We start from the raw sequence: 16,788 nt of genomic DNA on the forward strand, positions 1-16,788 counted from the left end.
TGTTGAATTTGTAACGCTGAGTTACTTAAAATTACTAGTTTTATAACAAATCATCTAATTTATCCGCTAATTTTTGTTGCTTGCTTGGATACAAATGAGAGTATGTATCTATTGTTGTAGTTATAGAAGCATGTCCTAATCTTTCTTTTACGACAAGATAATCTTCTCCTTGGTTTATTAGTAGGGAAGCATGTGAATGCCTGAAGTCATGAATTCTTATTTTTTTTAAAGAACTATCTCTTTGTAATATTTTTTTATATTGTTTTTCGATTGAATCCTTAGTTATCGTAATCGGGCTATTTTGAAATATCTGTAGATCATCTAGGTTGGTTGTAAATTCTTTTAATCTTTCATGCTGTGTTTGCCTCCATTCTTCTAGTGTCTCCACTAGTTTGGTGTTCATGATGATTCTTCGGGTTCCAGCTTTTGTCTTTGTACTACTAATGTGTTCTTCACCTTTTTTAACGTATATTGATTTACTTACATGGATTGTATTTGTAGAAAACTCTATGTCCTTCCACGTTAGAGCAAGAGCTTCTCCGAGTCTTAGACCAGTAAAAAATAGAACTGTGAATAGTAATTTTATATTGTATTCATCGTTGCTAAATAGTGTTAAGAAATGCTTAAATTCTTTTACTGTCCAGAAATTTAATTTTACTTTTTCTATGGGTAATTTTTTCAGTAATCCTACGGGATGTTCCTTGTAAAATCCCTTTCTTAATCCAACATCCAGAATTTTCTTTAGTAAAATTATAATTTTATTAATAGTGTTTGGACTTAGCTTCTTTTCTGAGTTTTGAGTATTTTTATCTCTTAGATGTTCTCTGAATTGATAGATATCTTCATAAGTTAATTTAGCTACATCATCAACTTTTTCAAAATAGTTTTTTATATGCCTGTTATAGTTGTTTTCTTGTGTATCTATATAGCTTTGTTTTCTGTTGTTTATTCTATCCTCTTCTTTTAAGAGATCATAAAGGATATCAATTGATATTTTTGAGTTGAAACTTTTTTCTTTAAGTTCGACACTTCGTAAGTATTGTTCGGCCTCCAATGCTTCTTTTTTAGTTTTGAATCCTTTTCTTACAATTCTACGTTGTTTTAGAGATATTGGATTTATACCATTGGAAACATCAACAATCCAAGTTCCGTCTCTACTTTTACGTAAAGCCATAAGCTACGCTTCTTTCTGGAGTTCAATTCCTAATAGTTCTTCTGCGACACTGGCTGGAATTGTACCAATCCTTTTGTTATCGTAGATGTTAAAACCACGATTCACTAATAGTAATTTGCCGGTATGGATAATCTTTCTTGCAGTTCCTGGAGCAAATCCAAGTTCGATAAGGTCATCTTTTGTTACAGTTTTAATCATGTGATCTCCTTTTCTAATTAGATTAACTAAGGGGAGGATTAACTCCCCTTGTATTTTACTTATTTTTGTTTTACATCTACTAAATGGATAGCATCAGCCTTGTAATACATTGTCGTGCTAATCATAGTAGCTTGTAAATTGTCAAATGTAACTGGTACTTCATCCATTGCTTGGATATAGTCATTATCAACCAAGGCATCTGGATTGTCTACTGAGACTTGGGTTGATTTCTTTTTGAATTGTCCATCCTTGATTGTTACATTGTATTTCCAACCAATGATTTTATCGGTATTAAAACGTCTTTCGCTACCATCTCGGTTTTTGATAATTTCTCCGTTTGCATCTGCTCGGACTTCCGTTTCAAATTTTGGAATGACTTCATCCAATTCAAATTTTGTTCCAATGTTATTAAAATTCCAGTCATTTTGTGAAAGCATTTTTGCCATAGTTAATTTCTCCTTTTAATATTTTCTTTGATTGTAGGGATCAAATCCTCTCGTTTAAAGAGTATTGCTCTTTCTATTAATCCACTTGCTAAATCTGGTGGATATTCCATATTGTTGAGTGCGAGATAGTTAGCTTTCTCATACTCATGCAGTAAGTTATTGTCGTATAGAAATTTATACGCTTTTAGAATAGCTCCTGAACCTTTATAGGTAAACCATTCTAATTTTTGTTCTAGTTCTGTTTTTGATTTTGAAATAATGATAGAGACGGGTTTTGAATGGCCTAAAAACTTTTCCCAAGATCTCAAAGGTTTTGAGAAATAGCTATCACTATAGAACCTCACTTTTTCTTTGAGATATCCCTTGGTAAAGTTGAGAAGATCTATTTCTGAATGCAACCATTCTTGAATGAAGTAGTGAGCTTTTTCTTTCCTAAGTTCTAACTCAGTTCTTATCCAATTTTCTATATACCGCTTGCTGATACCGAGCTTCTCAGCTCGTTCTAAGCGTTTATCGTAAATTCTAAGTCTTTCGTCATCATTGGGTTTTCTCAAATATAAGGTCTGGCCGATTGTTTCATCTCCGTAGGTATTGTAGTAGGTACTTTTTCCATATATAAAGCGTTTCTTCTGACAAATCTTTAGAAGCTGATTAGGAGTGAAATAGGGTGTTTCATTAAAATCATCTATTGCAATATCAATTCGTCTTACTGAAAATTGATTGTAATTGTAGTAGAGGTTGTTCAGAAACTGTCTTTCGGACAGACTATTTGGATCTAATACCATATCTCTATAGAACTCGAGTGCCTGTCCTGACATGACAAGCATGTAGGACGACTCTTTCGCTCCATAGTAGATACGGATATTTCCATAATGAAGCTGGCTATCATAGTTATAGTATTTAAGGCTCCCTATATTCTCAATAAATAGGTCATAGTCAAGAAATAGAATGTCTTCGATTATTTCTCTTGGCGAAAATTCAGTCTTATCAAACTGAATTTGAATCCAGTCAAATACAGAACGTAAATGTTCATTTTTTGCCATAGATTTTGATTCAACTTTTTGCCTAATTTTGCCACCCTTAAAATCTGCGAAACCCTTGGCAATACTGAATTCTTTCGATGGTACACCTAACTTGCAGAGGGTGGTGTTACTACACACCCTATCGGTCAAAAATGGTCCGTCCGCATCTACGCTCATTTTCGGCTTTCTGCCTCATGGCTCAGCCGAAAACTCGCTATTAGCCGAACCTATTTTTTGACCTCTTGTTAACAAACCCTAGTAAGCCGGTTTGCATCGACTCTTCAATATCTTGGATTTTCTTTTTTAGGTTGGAATTCTCAATTTTTATCAGTCGCATTTCTCGCTTAAATTCCTGTTTTAAGGCGCTCAGTTCATCGTAGAGCTCATCTATTACTTGGTTTAGGGATTCTTGCTCATTGTCTGCTAGACTCCCAAATACGGATTGTATAGCCTCTTTTAGACCTATTTCAAGTTTTAGTTTAGCTAACTTTTGAAATTGTCTAAGGTCTTCGTCTGTAAAATCATAGGCAACTGTATAACTTAATTGATGAGTTCTGGGATTTCTACTGATAGGAATTTTAATTTTTTTAAATTCCTTGCCACTTATCTCTTTAATCAGTTGAATCCAATTTTTAAGAGTAGAGGTAGAGTTTAGGCCAGAAATTTGATTGACTAACTCTTTATTGGTCATCTTTTTGTGAAACCTCCGAAATTTTCTTGTGCAACTGAAGAGTTTTCTGTGGTATAATTGTTACATAATATGTTTTGATCTTGGAACGAACGGCACATTTGTTTCAAGATTTTTTTATTTTGTCGAATCTTACCTCCTTTATTAAAATTTTTTAAATCGAACTATTAGTTACATACGCTTTTACCTCCTTTTATGCTATAATATTCTCAATGGAATATTTAATCTTAAAATAAATATTCCTGATGGAATAATTCTATTTTATACCGTTTAGAATATTTTGTCAAGACAAAATATACAGAATCGAATATTAAAGAGGAAACAATGTTTAATAATAATTCTTTTGGAGATCGTCTTAAGGAACTGAGAAAGAGTAAGAAGTTAACTCAGGTACAAGTTTCTGAGATGATTGGTGTACAACAAGGTACTTATTCTCGTTGGGAGAATGGAACTTTAGAACCTAATTTAGAAGCTGTTGTCAAATTAGCGAAACTATTTGATACCACGACAGATTATTTACTAGGAAAAACGATTTACAGTACTCTAGATGTTATTCCTCATCCAATCACTAGAATTGATATGAAGAAGTTAAAAGAGTTTAATAAAACGGAACTAAATGATCTGAAATTTGCTATTGTCATGCATGGAATTAAAAATCATCTCACTGCATTTGACTATATGGACGAGCTAGTCTCTGAATATAATTTAGATGAAGAGGAGCAAGAAATATTGCAAACTCTCTTTAAAGAGGTTTATGATTATTTTAATGCAGATTGATGGTTTATAAGATTAAATCTCAATAGATAAAGATGAGTATATTTTTGTTGAATGATTTTACATTTAGCTTTTTTATTATAGCATTTGATTATTAGTGAGTAGACACATAATAAGCAACACCAGCAATGATGACAACTTTAGTAACGTTGTATGCGATAGCAGCAGCAAGCATGTAATTCACCTCCATAGTTATAATGTATTTATATTTTAATATTATTTCTAATGATTCAAGTATTTTTGTTAAAAAAGGAGAACAAAATGATAAAAGTGGACAATCTTTCTAAGCGTTTTGGCAATAAAATCGCTTTAGAGGACATTTCGTTTGACATTAAGGAAGGGGAAATCTTTGGTTTTCTAGGTCCTTCTGGTGCTGGTAAAACGACGACTATAAATATTTTGACAGGACAGTTATCACAGGATAGCGGAAAAGCTTATATTTTAAATAAAGAGTCTAATCAGTTACTTCCTTCGGATTTTTTAAATATTGGTATAATGAGTGATACTGTTGGATTCTATGGAAAGATGACAGTTTATAAGAACTTGCAATTCTTTGCTAAGTATCACAATGTGAGTTTAGATAAACTTGATGTTTTGTTGAAGGAACTGGAATTATTTGAAGATAAAGATAAGAAGGCAGAAAAACTATCAACTGGTATGAAACAGCGTATGCTTCTTATTCGGTCAATTTTGCATCATCCTAAAATTCTTTTTTTAGATGAACCTACATCGGGGTTGGACCCTGCTTTATCAAATAAAGTACATGATATTCTGATGAATTTAAAAAATGAGGGAACAACAATATTTTTAACAACTCATGATATGAGTGAAGCTACTAAAATTTGTGACCGTATATCATTGTTGAATTCAGGTCATATATTAGAATATGGTTCTCCTCAAGAAATCATAGATAAATATAGTCAGCAAGATAAGGCTGTTATTCGTTTTAAAAATGGAGATTCGATAATGGTGTCTCAAGCAGAGGCTGCTAGATATTTGGGTGGTTCTGATGTAGCTAGTGTGCATACTTTAGAAAATACGCTTGAGGATATTTTTATAAAGATTTCGGAGGATTCAAAAAATGTATAGATTGATGACACTTTTATGGTTACGTTGGGAATACTTAATTAGCAATAGAGTTTTGTTAGTTGTATGTGTAGCTACACCGTTTGTTGATTTTGCTATTTTACAAGCTATCCCTATGATTCATGGCGAATTGTATTTTTTAAACATGGGACTTAGTTTGATTTATAGTATGACAGCTGGTTCTTTTACCTCAATGATGATTTCTGAAGAAAAAGAGAAGAAGAATTTAAGAACATTGATATTGAGTGGTGTTACAAAATATAATTATATAATTTCTGTCATTTCATTCCCTTTTATTTTTTCTGTTTTATCGGCTTTGTTCATGCCTGTAATTTTTGGAGTCTCTATTCCAAATTGGCTAACGTATTTTGTTGTAGTAGTATTGACTACGTTAGCATTTATTCTGTTGAATTTATCTATAGGTTTGTTTTCTAAGACCCAAACTCATGCAACATTATTTAGTATGATTGTCTTGATTATAGCTACTTTTTTGCCTATGCTTTCATCTGATATGAGCAATAAAATTATGAGTTACATCACGAGATTTTCTTTTATAGGTGCTAACACAGAATATTTTATAAAACTTGAAAAATTTCAAATATCTGAATCAAGTGTGTTTGCTTTAATTTGTTGGGTAGTTGTACTTATCTTTATTTCAAATTTTGCATTTAAATGGAACTCTCGTGAGCATTGATTTATATAATTCTTTTAGAAATAAAGAGTTTGAGTGTATTATGCTTGTTAGATAATAATTAGGCCGTTATACGGCCTAATTATTTTAAGAAGTTCTTGATAAAAAATAGAAAGGCGCACTTACACACCATAAAAAATCTGCGATATTTTTGGTGTTAAAATACTCTGGTATATGGCAAGAAAAAGTTTTGTTAGAAAATGAATTATCAAATTCTTGGGCTAAAGAGTTGTTTTTGTTAAAATAATAAAAAACACTTACCTTAATTATCGGATTTTCAAATTGATCTCGCTAAACAAAACATTCAGTATGCTGGAAGTATTGATGATGCTCTTGGGAGATAAGTTATGGAGTGTTACCAAAAAATTACTAAAATTTGAAAAATGAGTCTATTTTGCAAGATTCAAAAGTCTTAAAACCCTATTAAATCAAGGTTATAATATTTAAAAAATGTAGTTATGGAACTCAAAATCCAGTGTCCGCAAGGACGTGCCGGTTCGACCCCGGCCGCCGGTATAGTATAGAGTTAAGGAACGTTGTAAATCTTCGTTCCTTTTTTATATTATTTTTGGTATAATAATAGTTATTCAAATTTTATTTAGATTATGAAAGTGTAGGGAAGTATGTCTCGTTCTATCGATTTATTAAAACATCGGTATTTGAAAAATATTAAAGAAAATCCTGAATTGTTTGTCGGGATTGAGCTGGAATATCCTGTTGTAAACTTGGAAGGGGATGCTACAGATGTTGAAGTTATCAAGTACTTATTCCGATATTTAGTTTCTGCTTTGGATTTTACTGTCGAAAAGGTTGATGATTTTGGGACTCCTATTCAGTTAGTGGAGCCAGCAAGTCAGGATGTTATTTTATTTGAAGTTTCCTATACTACGATTGAGTTTGCATTTGGTAAGGCTGAAACAATTCAAGAGGTCGAAAATCGTTTTAATAATTATATGGATGTAATTCAGAGAAAATTAGGCGAATCCAATCATGCTATCGTTGGCTGCGGTATTCATCCCAACTGGAATAAAAATGAGAATACTCCAGTTGCTTATCCACGTTATCAGATGTTAGTGGACTATTTGAATTTGAGTAGAAATATGGCTGAATCAGACTTGCATCATTTCCCTGAATATGGTGCTTTTATCTGTGGGAGTCAGGTTCAGTTGGATGTTTCAAAGTCTAACTACTTACGAGTGATTAATGCTTTTACCCAAATTGAAGGGGCTAAGGCTTATTTACTTGCCAATTCTGAGTTTTCAGGTGAGAATTGGGATACGAAAATTTCAAGGGATATTTTCTGGGAAGAATCGATGCATGGTATATATCCAGAGAATGTTGGTGTCAATGCTAGGCTCTTTAAAGATGAGGATGATTTTTTTGATTATCTAGATCATTCTGCAATTTTTACTGCGGAACGCGATGGGCAAACCTATTATTTTTATCCGATTCAGGCAAGGGACTATTTGGCTACAACTGAAATCCAAGCATATGCTCTTAATGGGGATGAGATTCTTATTTACCCTCAAGAGAAGGATTTTGAAACTCATCGTAGTTATCAGTACCAAGACTTAACGACTCGGGGTACAGTTGAGTTTCGTAGTGTGTGTACTCAACCTCTAGAGAGAACCTTCGCTTCTGCAGCTTTTCACTTAGGATTGTTGGTTAATTTAGATAAGTTAGAAGCTTACTTAGAAACAGCGACTTTCTTTAAAGAATTTGGGCGAAATTACAAGTTTTTAAGACGACAATTTTCTAAGAAAAAGCTTACAAATGAGGAAGAAACTGCGATTATTGAATTTTCCAAACACATACTCCTGCTAGCTTGCGAAGGACTGGAGATGAGAAATAAGCAAGAAACAAGCTATTTACAGCCTTTGAAAGAAGAATTGGGCCTATAATTTCTCTTATAAAAGGAGAATTTTCTGAAAAATCATGATATAATGGATGAGACTATAGATAAAGGATAGAGAGTAATGACATTAGTTTATCAATCAACGCGTGATGCCAACAATACAGTAACTGCTAGCCAAGCTATTTTGCAAGGTTTGGCGACGGATGGTGGTTTGTTTGCACCGCTTACTTATCCAAAGGTAGATTTGGACTTTGACAAATTGAAAGATGCTTCTTACCAGGAAGTTGCTAAGTTAGTTTTGTCAGCATTTTTAGATGACTTTACAGCTGAGGAGTTGGACTACTGTATCAACAATGCCTACGATAGCAAGTTTGATATTCCAGCTATAGCGCCTTTGGTGAAATTAGACGGCCAATACAATTTGGAACTGTTCCATGGTTCAACAATTGCTTTTAAGGATATGGCCTTGTCTATTTTGCCATACTTTATGACAACAGCTGCTAAGAAGCATGGTTTGGAGAACAAGATTGTCATCTTAACAGCGACATCTGGTGATACTGGGAAAGCTGCTATGGCAGGGTTTGCGGATGTGCCTGGAACTGAGATTATCGTCTTTTATCCAAAGGATGGTGTCAGCAAGGTTCAAGAGTTGCAAATGACTACTCAGACTGGTGATAATACTCATGTTATCGCTATTGATGGTAACTTTGATGATGCTCAAACAAATGTGAAGCATATGTTTAACGATGTAGCCCTTCGTGAAAAATTGGCTGCTAACAAGTTACAATTTTCATCAGCTAACTCTATGAACATTGGTCGTTTGGTACCACAAATTGTTTATTATGTTTATGCCTACGCTCAGTTGGTTAAGACTGGTGAAATTGTGGCTGGTGAAAAGGTTAACTTCACAGTACCAACAGGAAACTTTGGAAATATCTTAGCTGCCTTTTATGCTAAGCAAATTGGTTTGCCAGTTGGCAAATTAATTTGTGCTTCAAATGACAACAATGTCTTGACAGACTTCTTCAAGACACGTGTTTACGACAAGAAACGTGAGTTTAAAGTAACAACTAGTCCATCTATGGATATCTTGGTATCTTCAAACTTAGAGCGCTTGATTTTCCATCTTTTGGGAAATGATGCGGTTAAGACAGCTGAACTCATGAATGCCTTGAATACACAAGGACAATATGAATTGACAGACTTTGATGCAGAGATTCTGGAACTCTTCGCGGCTGAATATGCGACTGAAGAAGAAACGGCAGCAGAAATCAAGCGTGTCTACGAGTCAGATTCTTATATCGAGGATCCACATACGGCGGTTGCCTCGGCAGTTTATAAGAAATACCAAGTGGCTACTGGCGATGTGACTAAGACAGTGATTGCTTCAACAGCTAGTCCTTATAAGTTCCCAGTGGTTGCAGTAGAGGCTGTAACAGGGAAAGTAGGTTTAACAGACTTTGAAGCCTTGGCTCAATTACATGAAATTTCAGGTGTTGCAGTACCACCAGCAGTTGATGGCCTTGAAACATCTCCAGTTCGTCACAAGACAACCGTGGCAGCTACTGATATGCAAGCAGCGGTGGAGGCTTATCTAGGACTTTAAGACAGAGGGAGTAAACTCGGTTGGGAAACCAACTGAGTTTCTTTTCATCAGGAGGAGAGATTGTTTAAGAAAAATAAAGACATTCTTAATATTGCATTGCCAGCTATGGGTGAAAACTTTTTGCAGATGCTCATGGGGATGGTGGATAGTTATTTGGTCGCTCACTTGGGCTTAATCGCTATTTCAGGTGTTTCAGTAGCTGGCAATATTATCACGATTTACCAGGCGATTTTCATCGCTCTGGGAGCTGCTATTTCCAGTGTTATTTCAAAAAGTTTAGGGCAGAAGAATCAGTCTAAGCTAGCCTATCATGTGACTGAGGCGTTGAAGATTACCTTACTATTAAGTTTCCTTTTAGGATCTTTGTCTATCTTTGCTGGGAAAGAGATGATAGGACTTTTGGGGACGGAGAGAGATGTAGCTGAGAGTGGTGGACTCTACCTATCCTTGGTAGGCGGATCGATTGTTCTTTTGGGCTTGATGACCAGTCTGGGTGCCTTGATTCGTGCAATGCATAATCCACGTTTGCCCCTCTATGTGAGTCTTTTATCCAATGCCTTGAATATTCTTTTTTCAAGTCTAGCTATTTTTGTTCTGGGTATGGGGATAGCTGGTGTTGCTTGGGGGACAATTCTGTCTCGTTTGGTAGGTCTTGTGATTTTATGGTTACAATTAAAACTTCCTTATGCGAAGCCAACTTTTGGACTGGATAAAGACTTACTGACTTTGGCAATACCAGCAGCTGGAGAGCGACTGATGATGCGAGCTGGAGATGTCGTGATCATTGCCTTGGTTGTTTCTTTTGGAACAGAGGTAGTTGCTGGGAATGCAGTCGGAGAAGTCTTGACCCAGTTTAACTACATGCCTGCCTTTGGCGTCGCTACGGCAACGGTCATGCTGGTGGCTCGAGCGGTTGGAGAGGATAATTGGAATAGAGTAGATAAGTTGAGTAAACAAGCCTTTTGGCTTTCTCTGGTCCTCATGTTACCCTTGACCTTCAGTATCTATGCTTTGGGTATACCACTAACTCATCTCTATACGACTGATTCTCTAGCGGTGGAGGCTAGTGTACTAGTGACACTTTTTTCACTACTTGGTACTCCTATGACGATAGGAACAGTCATCTATACAGCAGTCTGGCAGGGTTTGGGCAATGCTCGGCTTCCCTTTTATGCGACAAGTATAGGAATGTGGTGTATCCGCATTGGAACAGGATATCTGATGGGGATTGTGCTTGGTTGGGGCTTGCCCGGTATTTGGGCCGGAACCCTTTTGGATAATGGTTTTCGCTGGTTATTTCTACGCTATCGTTACCAGCGCTATGTGAGCTTGAAAGGATAGGAAATGCAAAAAACAGCTTTTATTTGGGATTTAGACGGGACTTTATTGGACTCTTACGAAGCGATTTTGTCAGGAATTGAGGAAACTTTTGCTCAGTTTTCTATTCCTTATGATAAGGAGCAGGTGAGAGAGTTTATTCTCAAGTTTTCTGTGCAGGATTTGCTGGAGAAAGTTGCGGAAGAGCGAAAACTGGATGTCGAGGTGCTAAATCAGGTGCGTGCCCAGAGTCTGGCTGAGAAGAATGCTCAGGTAGTTTTGATGCCAGGTGCGCGTGATGTGCTAGCTTGGGCAGAGGAATCAGGAATTCAGCAGTTTGTTTACACTCATAAGGGAGATAATGCTTTTGCCATTCTCAGAGATTTGGGTTTGGAATCCTATTTCACAGAGATTTTAACCAGTCAGAGTGGCTTTGCGCGGAAGCCAAGTTCAGAAGCGGCTACCTATCTGATAGACAAGCATCAGTTGAATCCTGACAATACTTATTATATAGGGGATCGGACTCTGGATGTGGAATTTGCCCAGAATAGTGGGATTCAAAGCCTCAACTTTTTAGAGTCGACTTATGAAGGTAATCACAGGATTCAAGCGTTAGCAGATATTTCCCGTATTTTTGAGGCTGAGCAATAAAAAGATTATGTCAGTTTTGTGACAGAGACCTAACAAACTATTTCAAGTAACCGAGTTTGTTACAAGGAATAGACAGTTCTATTAAATAGGCCCGAGAGGGCTTTTTTTCTGCATTTTTTGTGTTATCATAGACAGGTACTCATTTGAAAGGAATTTGAAAGAATGAAGAAAAGAATATTATTAGCCTCAACAGTAGCCTTGTCATTTGCCCCAGTATTGGCAACTCAAGCAGAAGAAGTTCTTTGGGCTGCACGTAGTGTTGAGCAAATCCAAAATGATTTGACTAAAACGGACAACAAAACAAGTTATACCGTTCAGTATGGTGATACCTTGAGCACCATTGCAGAAGCCTTGGGTGTAGATGTCACAGTTCTTGCGAATTTGAATAAAATCACTAATATGGACTTGATTTTCCCAGAAACTGTTTTGACAACGACTGTCAATGAAGCTGAAGAAGTAACAGAAGTTGAAATCCAAACTCCTCAAGCAGACTCTAGTGAAGAAGTGACAACTGCGACAGCAGATTTGACAACCAATCAAGTGACCGTAGATGATCAAACTGTTCAGGTTGCAGACCTTTCTCAACCAATTGCAGAAGCTCCAAAAGCGGTAGAAACTACAAGTACAAAAGAAGTGGCAACAAATTCAGAAGTTGCAGAGACAGTTGCTACTGTAAAAGAAGTAGCACCATCTACAAATACTTCAACGTCAGAGGAGCAAACAGCCGAGACAAGCAATGCAGTTGCAGAGGCAGCTCCTCAGGCAACAATTCCAGCTGAGAAAGAGGAAACACAAGCCAGCCCTCAAGCTGAATCAGCAGTGGAAGCAACTACAATACCAGTAGAAGAAACAGCACCTGAAACAACTGCAACAAGTTCAGAAGAAGCAAAAGAAGCCTCATCAAATGAAGCTACAACAGCAGTTTCTACTTATCAACCAGAAGAGAAGAAAACAGTTGCAACAACTTACGCAGCTCCAGCAGCGCCCGATTATGCTGGACTTGCGGTAGCGAAATCTGAAAATGCAGGCCTTCAACCACAAACAGCTGCCTTTAAAGAAGAAATTGCTAACTTGTTTGGCATCACATCCTTTAGTGGTTACCGTCCAGGAGACAGTGGAGATCACGGAAAAGGTTTGGCTATCGACTTTATGGTACCAGAAAGCTCAGAACTAGGGGATAAGATTGCGGAATACGCTATTCAAAATATGGCTAGCCGAGGAATTAGTTACATCATCTGGAAACAACGTTTCTATGCTCCATTCGATAGCAAATATGGACCAGCTAATACTTGGAACCCAATGCCAGATCGAGGTAGTGTGACAGAAAACCACTATGACCATGTTCACGTTTCAATGAATGGATAAACCAGACTTGGTAATATCATTTTTTACGAATGAGATCTAGCTTTCATGATAGGAAGCGAGTCTCGTTCGTTTTTTCTTTGTCAATTTGAATGGGAAGTTACCATCTTGTAATAATCCAAGCAACATTCTTGCAATTTATTTTACTTTGCATTATACCTGATTAGTCAACTATTGATCAATCAATAAAAAGGAGGAAGAAATGATAGAGATTCAAGATCTGCTTTATCAACTCCGCTTGTCTGAGCAAGCGAGTACGCAATTGTTTAAAAAAAAACTTGGGATTAGTTTGACACGGTATCAGATTTTACTGTTTCTGCTGAAGCATTCCCCTTGTAATCAAATAGCGGTTCAGGAGCGTTTGAAGATTGATCAGGCTGCTTTGACCCGACATTTCAAAATTCTGGGAAAGGAAGGTTTGGTGGAGCGTCATCGTAATCCTGAAAATCAGCGAGAAGTGTTGGTGGAGGCTACGAAGTATGCCAAAGAGCAGTTAGTTGTGAATCCGCCTCTGCAGCATATCAAGGTTAAGGAAGAGATGGAAAGTATCTTAACAGAGTCTGAAAGAACAGAACTCAGCCGTTTAGTAAATAAATTGGTTTTGGGTATTGAAAATATAGAAATTTAAGGAGAAATAGATGTCAATTATTACAATCATTTTAGCAACGATTGTTGCTTTGGAGCATTTTTACATTTTTTATTTGGAAAGTATTGCAACGCAATCAGATGCAACCAGTCGAGTATTTAACATGGAAAAGGAAGAACTGGCTCGTCCGTCTGTAAGTTCATTGTTTAAAAATCAAGGGATTTATAATGCTCTGTTAGGAGTCTTTCTCTTGTATGGGATTTATTTCTCACAGAATTTAGAAATTGTGACTATTTTTGTTTTATTTGTGATTGGTGCTGCGGCTTATGGCTCTCTCACAGCAGATAAGAAAATTATTTTGAAGCAAGGTGGACCAGCTATTTTGGCCTTGATTAGTATTTTTCTCTTTAAATAAACTTTAATGCCGGTCTGATCCTCTCTAGTCCTTTTCACTCCAGAATAAGGGAAATATGTTATACTTGTTTTTAAGAAAATAGTTTCATGGAATTGGTTGTAAGGAGTTAGAAATGAAAGTATTAGTGACAGGTTTTGAGCCCTTTGGAGGGGAAAAGGTCAATCCAGCTTTGGAGGCCATTAAAGGTTTACCAGCTGAAATCCATGGTGCTGAGGTCCGTTGGCTAGAAGTGCCAACAGTCTTTCACAAATCGGCCCAAGTATTGGAAGAAGAAATGAGTCGTTATCAACCGGACTTTGTCCTTTGTATCGGCCAAGCAGGTGGAAGAACCAGCTTGACACCTGAGCGAGTGGCTATAAATCAAGACGATGCACGCATTCCTGATAACGAAGGTAATCAGCCGATTGACCTTCCCATTCGTCCAGATGGTGCTCCGGCTTACTTTAGTAGTCTGCCGATTAAAGCGATGGTCCAAGCTATAAAAAAAGAGGGCTTGCCGGCCTCTGTTTCAAATACGGCAGGGACTTTTGTCTGCAATCATTTGATGTATCAGGCTCTCTATTTGGTAGAAAAGAAATTTCCACATGTTAAGGCAGGTTTTATGCACATTCCTTATATGATGGAACAGGTGGTGAATCGACCGACTACTCCAGCTATGAGTTTAGTGGATATTAGGCGAGGGATAGAAGCGGCAATCGGGGCTATTATAGAACATGGAGATCAGGATCTCAAGTTGGTAGGTGGAGAAACTCATTGATAGAAAAAAGCTTGAGGGGCCACCTTCAAGCTTTTGGACGTTTTCGAGCCAGTACTGCTCGGTAAAAAATCATTTTATTGATTTTAATGTAGGGTAGGAGTGAAAAACTAGCAATTCCAAAGGTAATCCAATTGAGGAAGTACCAAGGAAGGAGTTGTAAGTCTAGTACAAAACGCTGAAACTTATAGCCTTTCATCAGGAAACGGCTGGTTTTAAGGATTTGCCCTGGTTTAGCTTGGCCCAAGTCTAGGGTGTCACAGAGGAGAAATTCTACCTGCGAATAGGCATAGTATTGTGGAATATAGAGACTATTTCCGACAATCATCAAGAGGATACTTGCTAGAAAATAGAGACCAAAGGTCATGAGGAAACGTTCAGTTTCAACTGACGAGAGATCCAGATTAGGAAACTCAGGATGAAGGACAACGAATTTCTTGGCTAAAAAGCTACTGTAAAAGAGAAAGTAAATCCCGAGTAAACTAGGAATGCTCCATAAGAAGAGATAGAAACGTTTGAGAAGTAGAGTCAAAAAGGTTTGTGAAAAGTGCTCTTCGTTAAAGAGAGTGAGACTATTTTTGACGGATAGTTCTGTATCTGGATTCTTGATGAGTTTCAGCGTTGTATAGACTGAACTGGTCAGAAGTATTGTTCCGATAAAGGAGACTAATAGAGGAAAAAGGTAGGCTTGGAATACATGGCCAAACACGCTTAAAAAGGGTTGTTCTAAAACACTCTCGTTGATGCGCTCTAAGGGATTGAGGAAGCCAGACAAAATGATCAGCATGCTAGGTAAGAGATAGACGAGAAAGAGACGGGGATTTTCAGCCTGAAATTGTCTAGCTTGCAGACGAATGGTTTTTAAATCAATTTTTGGGTATTTCATTCTCTCATTATACACCATAGTTCGTGACAGTTCCAGCTTTTTTTGATAAAATCATACAGTATGCCCTTGGGCACAAAGTATGAACTGGGACTGTTTTTCCCAGCTTCGGAGGTAAAAAATGTCAGATTCACCAATCAAATATCGTTTGATTAAGAAAGAAAAACACACGGGAGCTCGTCTGGGAGAAATCATCACTCCCCACGGTACCTTCCCAACACCTATGTTTATGCCAGTTGGGACACAAGCCACTGTCAAAACTCAGTCGCCTGAAGAATTGAAGGAGATGGGTTCGGGAATTATCCTGTCAAACACCTATCATCTCTGGCTTCGTCCTGGAGATGAACTCATCGCACGCGCAGGTGGTCTCCACAAGTTCATGAATTGGGACCAGCCTATCTTGACAGATAGTGGTGGTTTTCAGGTTTATTCCTTAGCAGATAGCCGTAATATCACAGAAGAAGGAGTAACCTTTAAAAACCATCTCAATGGTTCTAAGATGTTCTTGTCCCCAGAAAAAGCCATTTCTATTCAGAATAATTTGGGCTCAGACATCATGATGTCCTTTGACGAATGTCCTCAGTTTTATCAACCTTACGACTACGTTAAGAAATCAATCGAGCGTACCAGCCGTTGGGCTGAGCGTGGTTTGAAGGCTCACCGTCGTCCGCATGACCAAGGGTTATTTGGGATTGTGCAGGGGGCTGGATTTGAAGATCTTCGCCGTCAATCGGCTCACGACCTTGTCAGCATGGATTTCCCAGGCTACTCTATTGGTGGTTTAGCAGTTGGAGAAACCCACGAAGAGATGAATGCCGTCTTGGACTTCACAACCCAACTGCTACCTGAAAATAAACCTCGCTATTTGATGGGTGTGGGAGCGCCAGATAGCTTGATTGATGGGGTGATTCGTGGTGTAGATATGTTTGACTGTGTCTTGCCGACTCGTATCGCTCGTAATGGGACTTGTATGACCAGTCAGGGACGTTTGGTTGTCAAAAATGCCCAGTTTGCTGAGGACTTTACACCACTGGATCCTGAGTGTGATTGCTACACATGTAAGAACTATACACGCGCCTACCTTCGTCACCTGCTCAAGGCTGATGAAACCTTTGGTATTCGCTTGACTAGCTATCACAATCTTTACTTCTTGCTTAACCTGATGAAGCAAGTGCGACAAGCCATTATGGATGACAATCTCTTGGAGTTCCGTGAGTATTTTGTTGAAAAATATGGCTATAATAAATCAGGGCGTAATTTTTAAACTGGAATTGATATAA

General features: G+C 37.4%; 18 protein-coding genes. 12 read left to right on the plus strand and 6 right to left on the minus strand.

Annotation, left to right across the window (positions count from 1 at the left end; all coding sequences use genetic code 11):
• Positions 1-40: 40 nt before the first annotated feature.
• The 5 genes from QMQ21_RS09420 to QMQ21_RS09440 are packed head-to-tail and all read right to left on the minus strand — an operon-like array spanning position 41 to position 3,531.
• Positions 41-1,174 carry a tyrosine-type recombinase/integrase gene (locus QMQ21_RS09420; RefSeq protein WP_009732034.1) on the minus strand — a complete coding sequence of 378 codons (1,134 nt, stop codon included), beginning with the start codon at positions 1,172-1,174 and terminating at the stop codon, positions 41-43.
• Between the two features lie 3 nt (positions 1,175-1,177).
• Entirely contained in the window at positions 1,178-1,372 is a 195-nt protein-coding gene (locus QMQ21_RS09425) for a DUF3173 domain-containing protein (RefSeq protein WP_000598356.1), read from the minus strand.
• Between the two features lie 59 nt (positions 1,373-1,431).
• Entirely contained in the window at positions 1,432-1,818 is a 387-nt protein-coding gene (locus tag QMQ21_RS09430; protein ID WP_001096843.1) for a hypothetical protein, read from the minus strand.
• A 2-nt stretch (positions 1,819-1,820) separates the two neighbouring features.
• Positions 1,821-3,017 carry a replication initiation factor domain-containing protein gene (locus QMQ21_RS09435; RefSeq protein WP_261814347.1) on the minus strand — a complete coding sequence of 399 codons (1,197 nt, stop codon included), beginning with the start codon at positions 3,015-3,017 and terminating at the stop codon, positions 1,821-1,823.
• 40 nt (positions 3,018-3,057) lie between these two features.
• Positions 3,058-3,531 carry a hypothetical protein gene (locus tag QMQ21_RS09440; protein ID WP_049518300.1) on the minus strand — a complete coding sequence of 158 codons (474 nt, stop codon included), beginning with the start codon at positions 3,529-3,531 and terminating at the stop codon, positions 3,058-3,060.
• Between the two features lie 321 nt (positions 3,532-3,852).
• Between QMQ21_RS09440 and QMQ21_RS09445 the strand changes: the two genes are divergently transcribed.
• From QMQ21_RS09445 to pcp, 11 genes are all read left to right on the plus strand, one after another.
• Positions 3,853-4,305, plus strand: coding sequence for a helix-turn-helix domain-containing protein (locus QMQ21_RS09445; protein ID WP_261056627.1), 453 nt, complete (start codon positions 3,853-3,855; stop codon positions 4,303-4,305).
• Between the two features lie 258 nt (positions 4,306-4,563).
• Positions 4,564-5,391 (plus strand): ABC transporter ATP-binding protein, encoded by an 828-nt coding sequence (locus tag QMQ21_RS09450; RefSeq protein ID WP_261056628.1) that lies wholly within the window; start codon positions 4,564-4,566, stop codon positions 5,389-5,391.
• Positions 5,384-6,082, plus strand: a complete 699-nt coding sequence (locus QMQ21_RS09455) for an ABC transporter permease (protein ID WP_023919729.1) — start codon at positions 5,384-5,386, stop codon at positions 6,080-6,082. Before QMQ21_RS09450 ends, QMQ21_RS09455 begins: the two co-directional genes overlap by 8 nt.
• A gap of 620 nt (positions 6,083-6,702) precedes the next feature.
• Entirely contained in the window at positions 6,703-7,980 is a 1,278-nt protein-coding gene (locus QMQ21_RS09460; protein ID WP_020903672.1) for a glutamate-cysteine ligase family protein, read from the plus strand.
• A 75-nt stretch (positions 7,981-8,055) separates the two neighbouring features.
• The gene (gene thrC, locus QMQ21_RS09465; RefSeq protein ID WP_261814348.1) at positions 8,056-9,540 is read left to right on the plus strand and encodes a threonine synthase; all 1,485 of its coding nucleotides are present in this window, start codon (positions 8,056-8,058) and stop codon (positions 9,538-9,540) included.
• Positions 9,541-9,600: 60 nt separating this feature from the next.
• Entirely contained in the window at positions 9,601-10,881 is a 1,281-nt protein-coding gene (locus QMQ21_RS09470) for an MATE family efflux transporter (RefSeq protein WP_261203799.1), read from the plus strand.
• A 3-nt stretch (positions 10,882-10,884) separates the two neighbouring features.
• Positions 10,885-11,508 carry an HAD family hydrolase gene (locus tag QMQ21_RS09475; protein WP_247953593.1) on the plus strand — a complete coding sequence of 208 codons (624 nt, stop codon included), beginning with the start codon at positions 10,885-10,887 and terminating at the stop codon, positions 11,506-11,508.
• Positions 11,509-11,670: 162 nt separating this feature from the next.
• Positions 11,671-12,873: a LysM peptidoglycan-binding domain-containing protein gene (locus QMQ21_RS09480; protein WP_247953594.1), complete on the plus strand. Its 1,203-nt coding sequence runs from the start codon at positions 11,671-11,673 to the stop codon at positions 12,871-12,873.
• Positions 12,874-13,072: 199 nt separating this feature from the next.
• Positions 13,073-13,498, plus strand: a complete 426-nt coding sequence (locus QMQ21_RS09485) for a MarR family winged helix-turn-helix transcriptional regulator (protein ID WP_185952554.1) — start codon at positions 13,073-13,075, stop codon at positions 13,496-13,498.
• 10 nt (positions 13,499-13,508) lie between these two features.
• Positions 13,509-13,871 carry a DUF1304 domain-containing protein gene (locus tag QMQ21_RS09490; protein ID WP_143952556.1) on the plus strand — a complete coding sequence of 121 codons (363 nt, stop codon included), beginning with the start codon at positions 13,509-13,511 and terminating at the stop codon, positions 13,869-13,871.
• A 112-nt stretch (positions 13,872-13,983) separates the two neighbouring features.
• On the plus strand, positions 13,984-14,628 hold the full coding sequence (gene pcp, locus QMQ21_RS09495; RefSeq protein WP_000866923.1) for a pyroglutamyl-peptidase I: 645 nt from the start codon (positions 13,984-13,986) through the stop codon (positions 14,626-14,628).
• Between the two features lie 25 nt (positions 14,629-14,653).
• Here the strand turns inward: pcp and QMQ21_RS09500 are convergent, their stop codons facing one another.
• Positions 14,654-15,511: a DUF975 family protein gene (locus QMQ21_RS09500; RefSeq protein ID WP_000876906.1), complete on the minus strand. Its 858-nt coding sequence runs from the start codon at positions 15,509-15,511 to the stop codon at positions 14,654-14,656.
• A 118-nt stretch (positions 15,512-15,629) separates the two neighbouring features.
• On the opposite strand from QMQ21_RS09500, the gene tgt reads away from it, so the two are divergent.
• A complete protein-coding gene (gene tgt / locus QMQ21_RS09505) occupies positions 15,630-16,772 on the plus strand; it encodes a tRNA guanosine(34) transglycosylase Tgt (protein WP_001285237.1) in 1,143 nt (380 codons plus the stop codon).
• The last annotated feature ends 16 nt before the right edge of the window (positions 16,773-16,788 follow it).

Source organism: Streptococcus bouchesdurhonensis, assembly GCF_948472335.1.

Coding starts and splice junctions, on each gene's coding strand:
- QMQ21_RS09420 (WP_009732034.1), bottom strand. CDS start 1,174: ATGGCTTTACGTAAAAGTAGAGACGGAACTTGGATTGTTGATGTTTCC.
- QMQ21_RS09425 (WP_000598356.1), bottom strand. CDS start 1,372: ATGATTAAAACTGTAACAAAAGATGACCTTATCGAACTTGGATTTGCT.
- QMQ21_RS09430 (WP_001096843.1), bottom strand. CDS start 1,818: ATGGCAAAAATGCTTTCACAAAATGACTGGAATTTTAATAACATTGGA.
- QMQ21_RS09435 (WP_261814347.1), bottom strand. CDS start 3,017: ATGAGCGTAGATGCGGACGGACCATTTTTGACCGATAGGGTGTGTAGT.
- QMQ21_RS09440 (WP_049518300.1), bottom strand. CDS start 3,531: ATGACCAATAAAGAGTTAGTCAATCAAATTTCTGGCCTAAACTCTACC.
- QMQ21_RS09445 (WP_261056627.1), top strand. CDS start 3,853: ATGTTTAATAATAATTCTTTTGGAGATCGTCTTAAGGAACTGAGAAAG.
- QMQ21_RS09450 (WP_261056628.1), top strand. CDS start 4,564: ATGATAAAAGTGGACAATCTTTCTAAGCGTTTTGGCAATAAAATCGCT.
- QMQ21_RS09455 (WP_023919729.1), top strand. CDS start 5,384: ATGTATAGATTGATGACACTTTTATGGTTACGTTGGGAATACTTAATT.
- QMQ21_RS09460 (WP_020903672.1), top strand. CDS start 6,703: ATGTCTCGTTCTATCGATTTATTAAAACATCGGTATTTGAAAAATATT.
- thrC (WP_261814348.1), top strand. CDS start 8,056: ATGACATTAGTTTATCAATCAACGCGTGATGCCAACAATACAGTAACT.
- QMQ21_RS09475 (WP_247953593.1), top strand. CDS start 10,885: ATGCAAAAAACAGCTTTTATTTGGGATTTAGACGGGACTTTATTGGAC.
- QMQ21_RS09480 (WP_247953594.1), top strand. CDS start 11,671: ATGAAGAAAAGAATATTATTAGCCTCAACAGTAGCCTTGTCATTTGCC.
- QMQ21_RS09485 (WP_185952554.1), top strand. CDS start 13,073: ATGATAGAGATTCAAGATCTGCTTTATCAACTCCGCTTGTCTGAGCAA.
- QMQ21_RS09490 (WP_143952556.1), top strand. CDS start 13,509: ATGTCAATTATTACAATCATTTTAGCAACGATTGTTGCTTTGGAGCAT.
- pcp (WP_000866923.1), top strand. CDS start 13,984: ATGAAAGTATTAGTGACAGGTTTTGAGCCCTTTGGAGGGGAAAAGGTC.
- QMQ21_RS09500 (WP_000876906.1), bottom strand. CDS start 15,511: ATGAAATACCCAAAAATTGATTTAAAAACCATTCGTCTGCAAGCTAGA.
- tgt (WP_001285237.1), top strand. CDS start 15,630: ATGTCAGATTCACCAATCAAATATCGTTTGATTAAGAAAGAAAAACAC.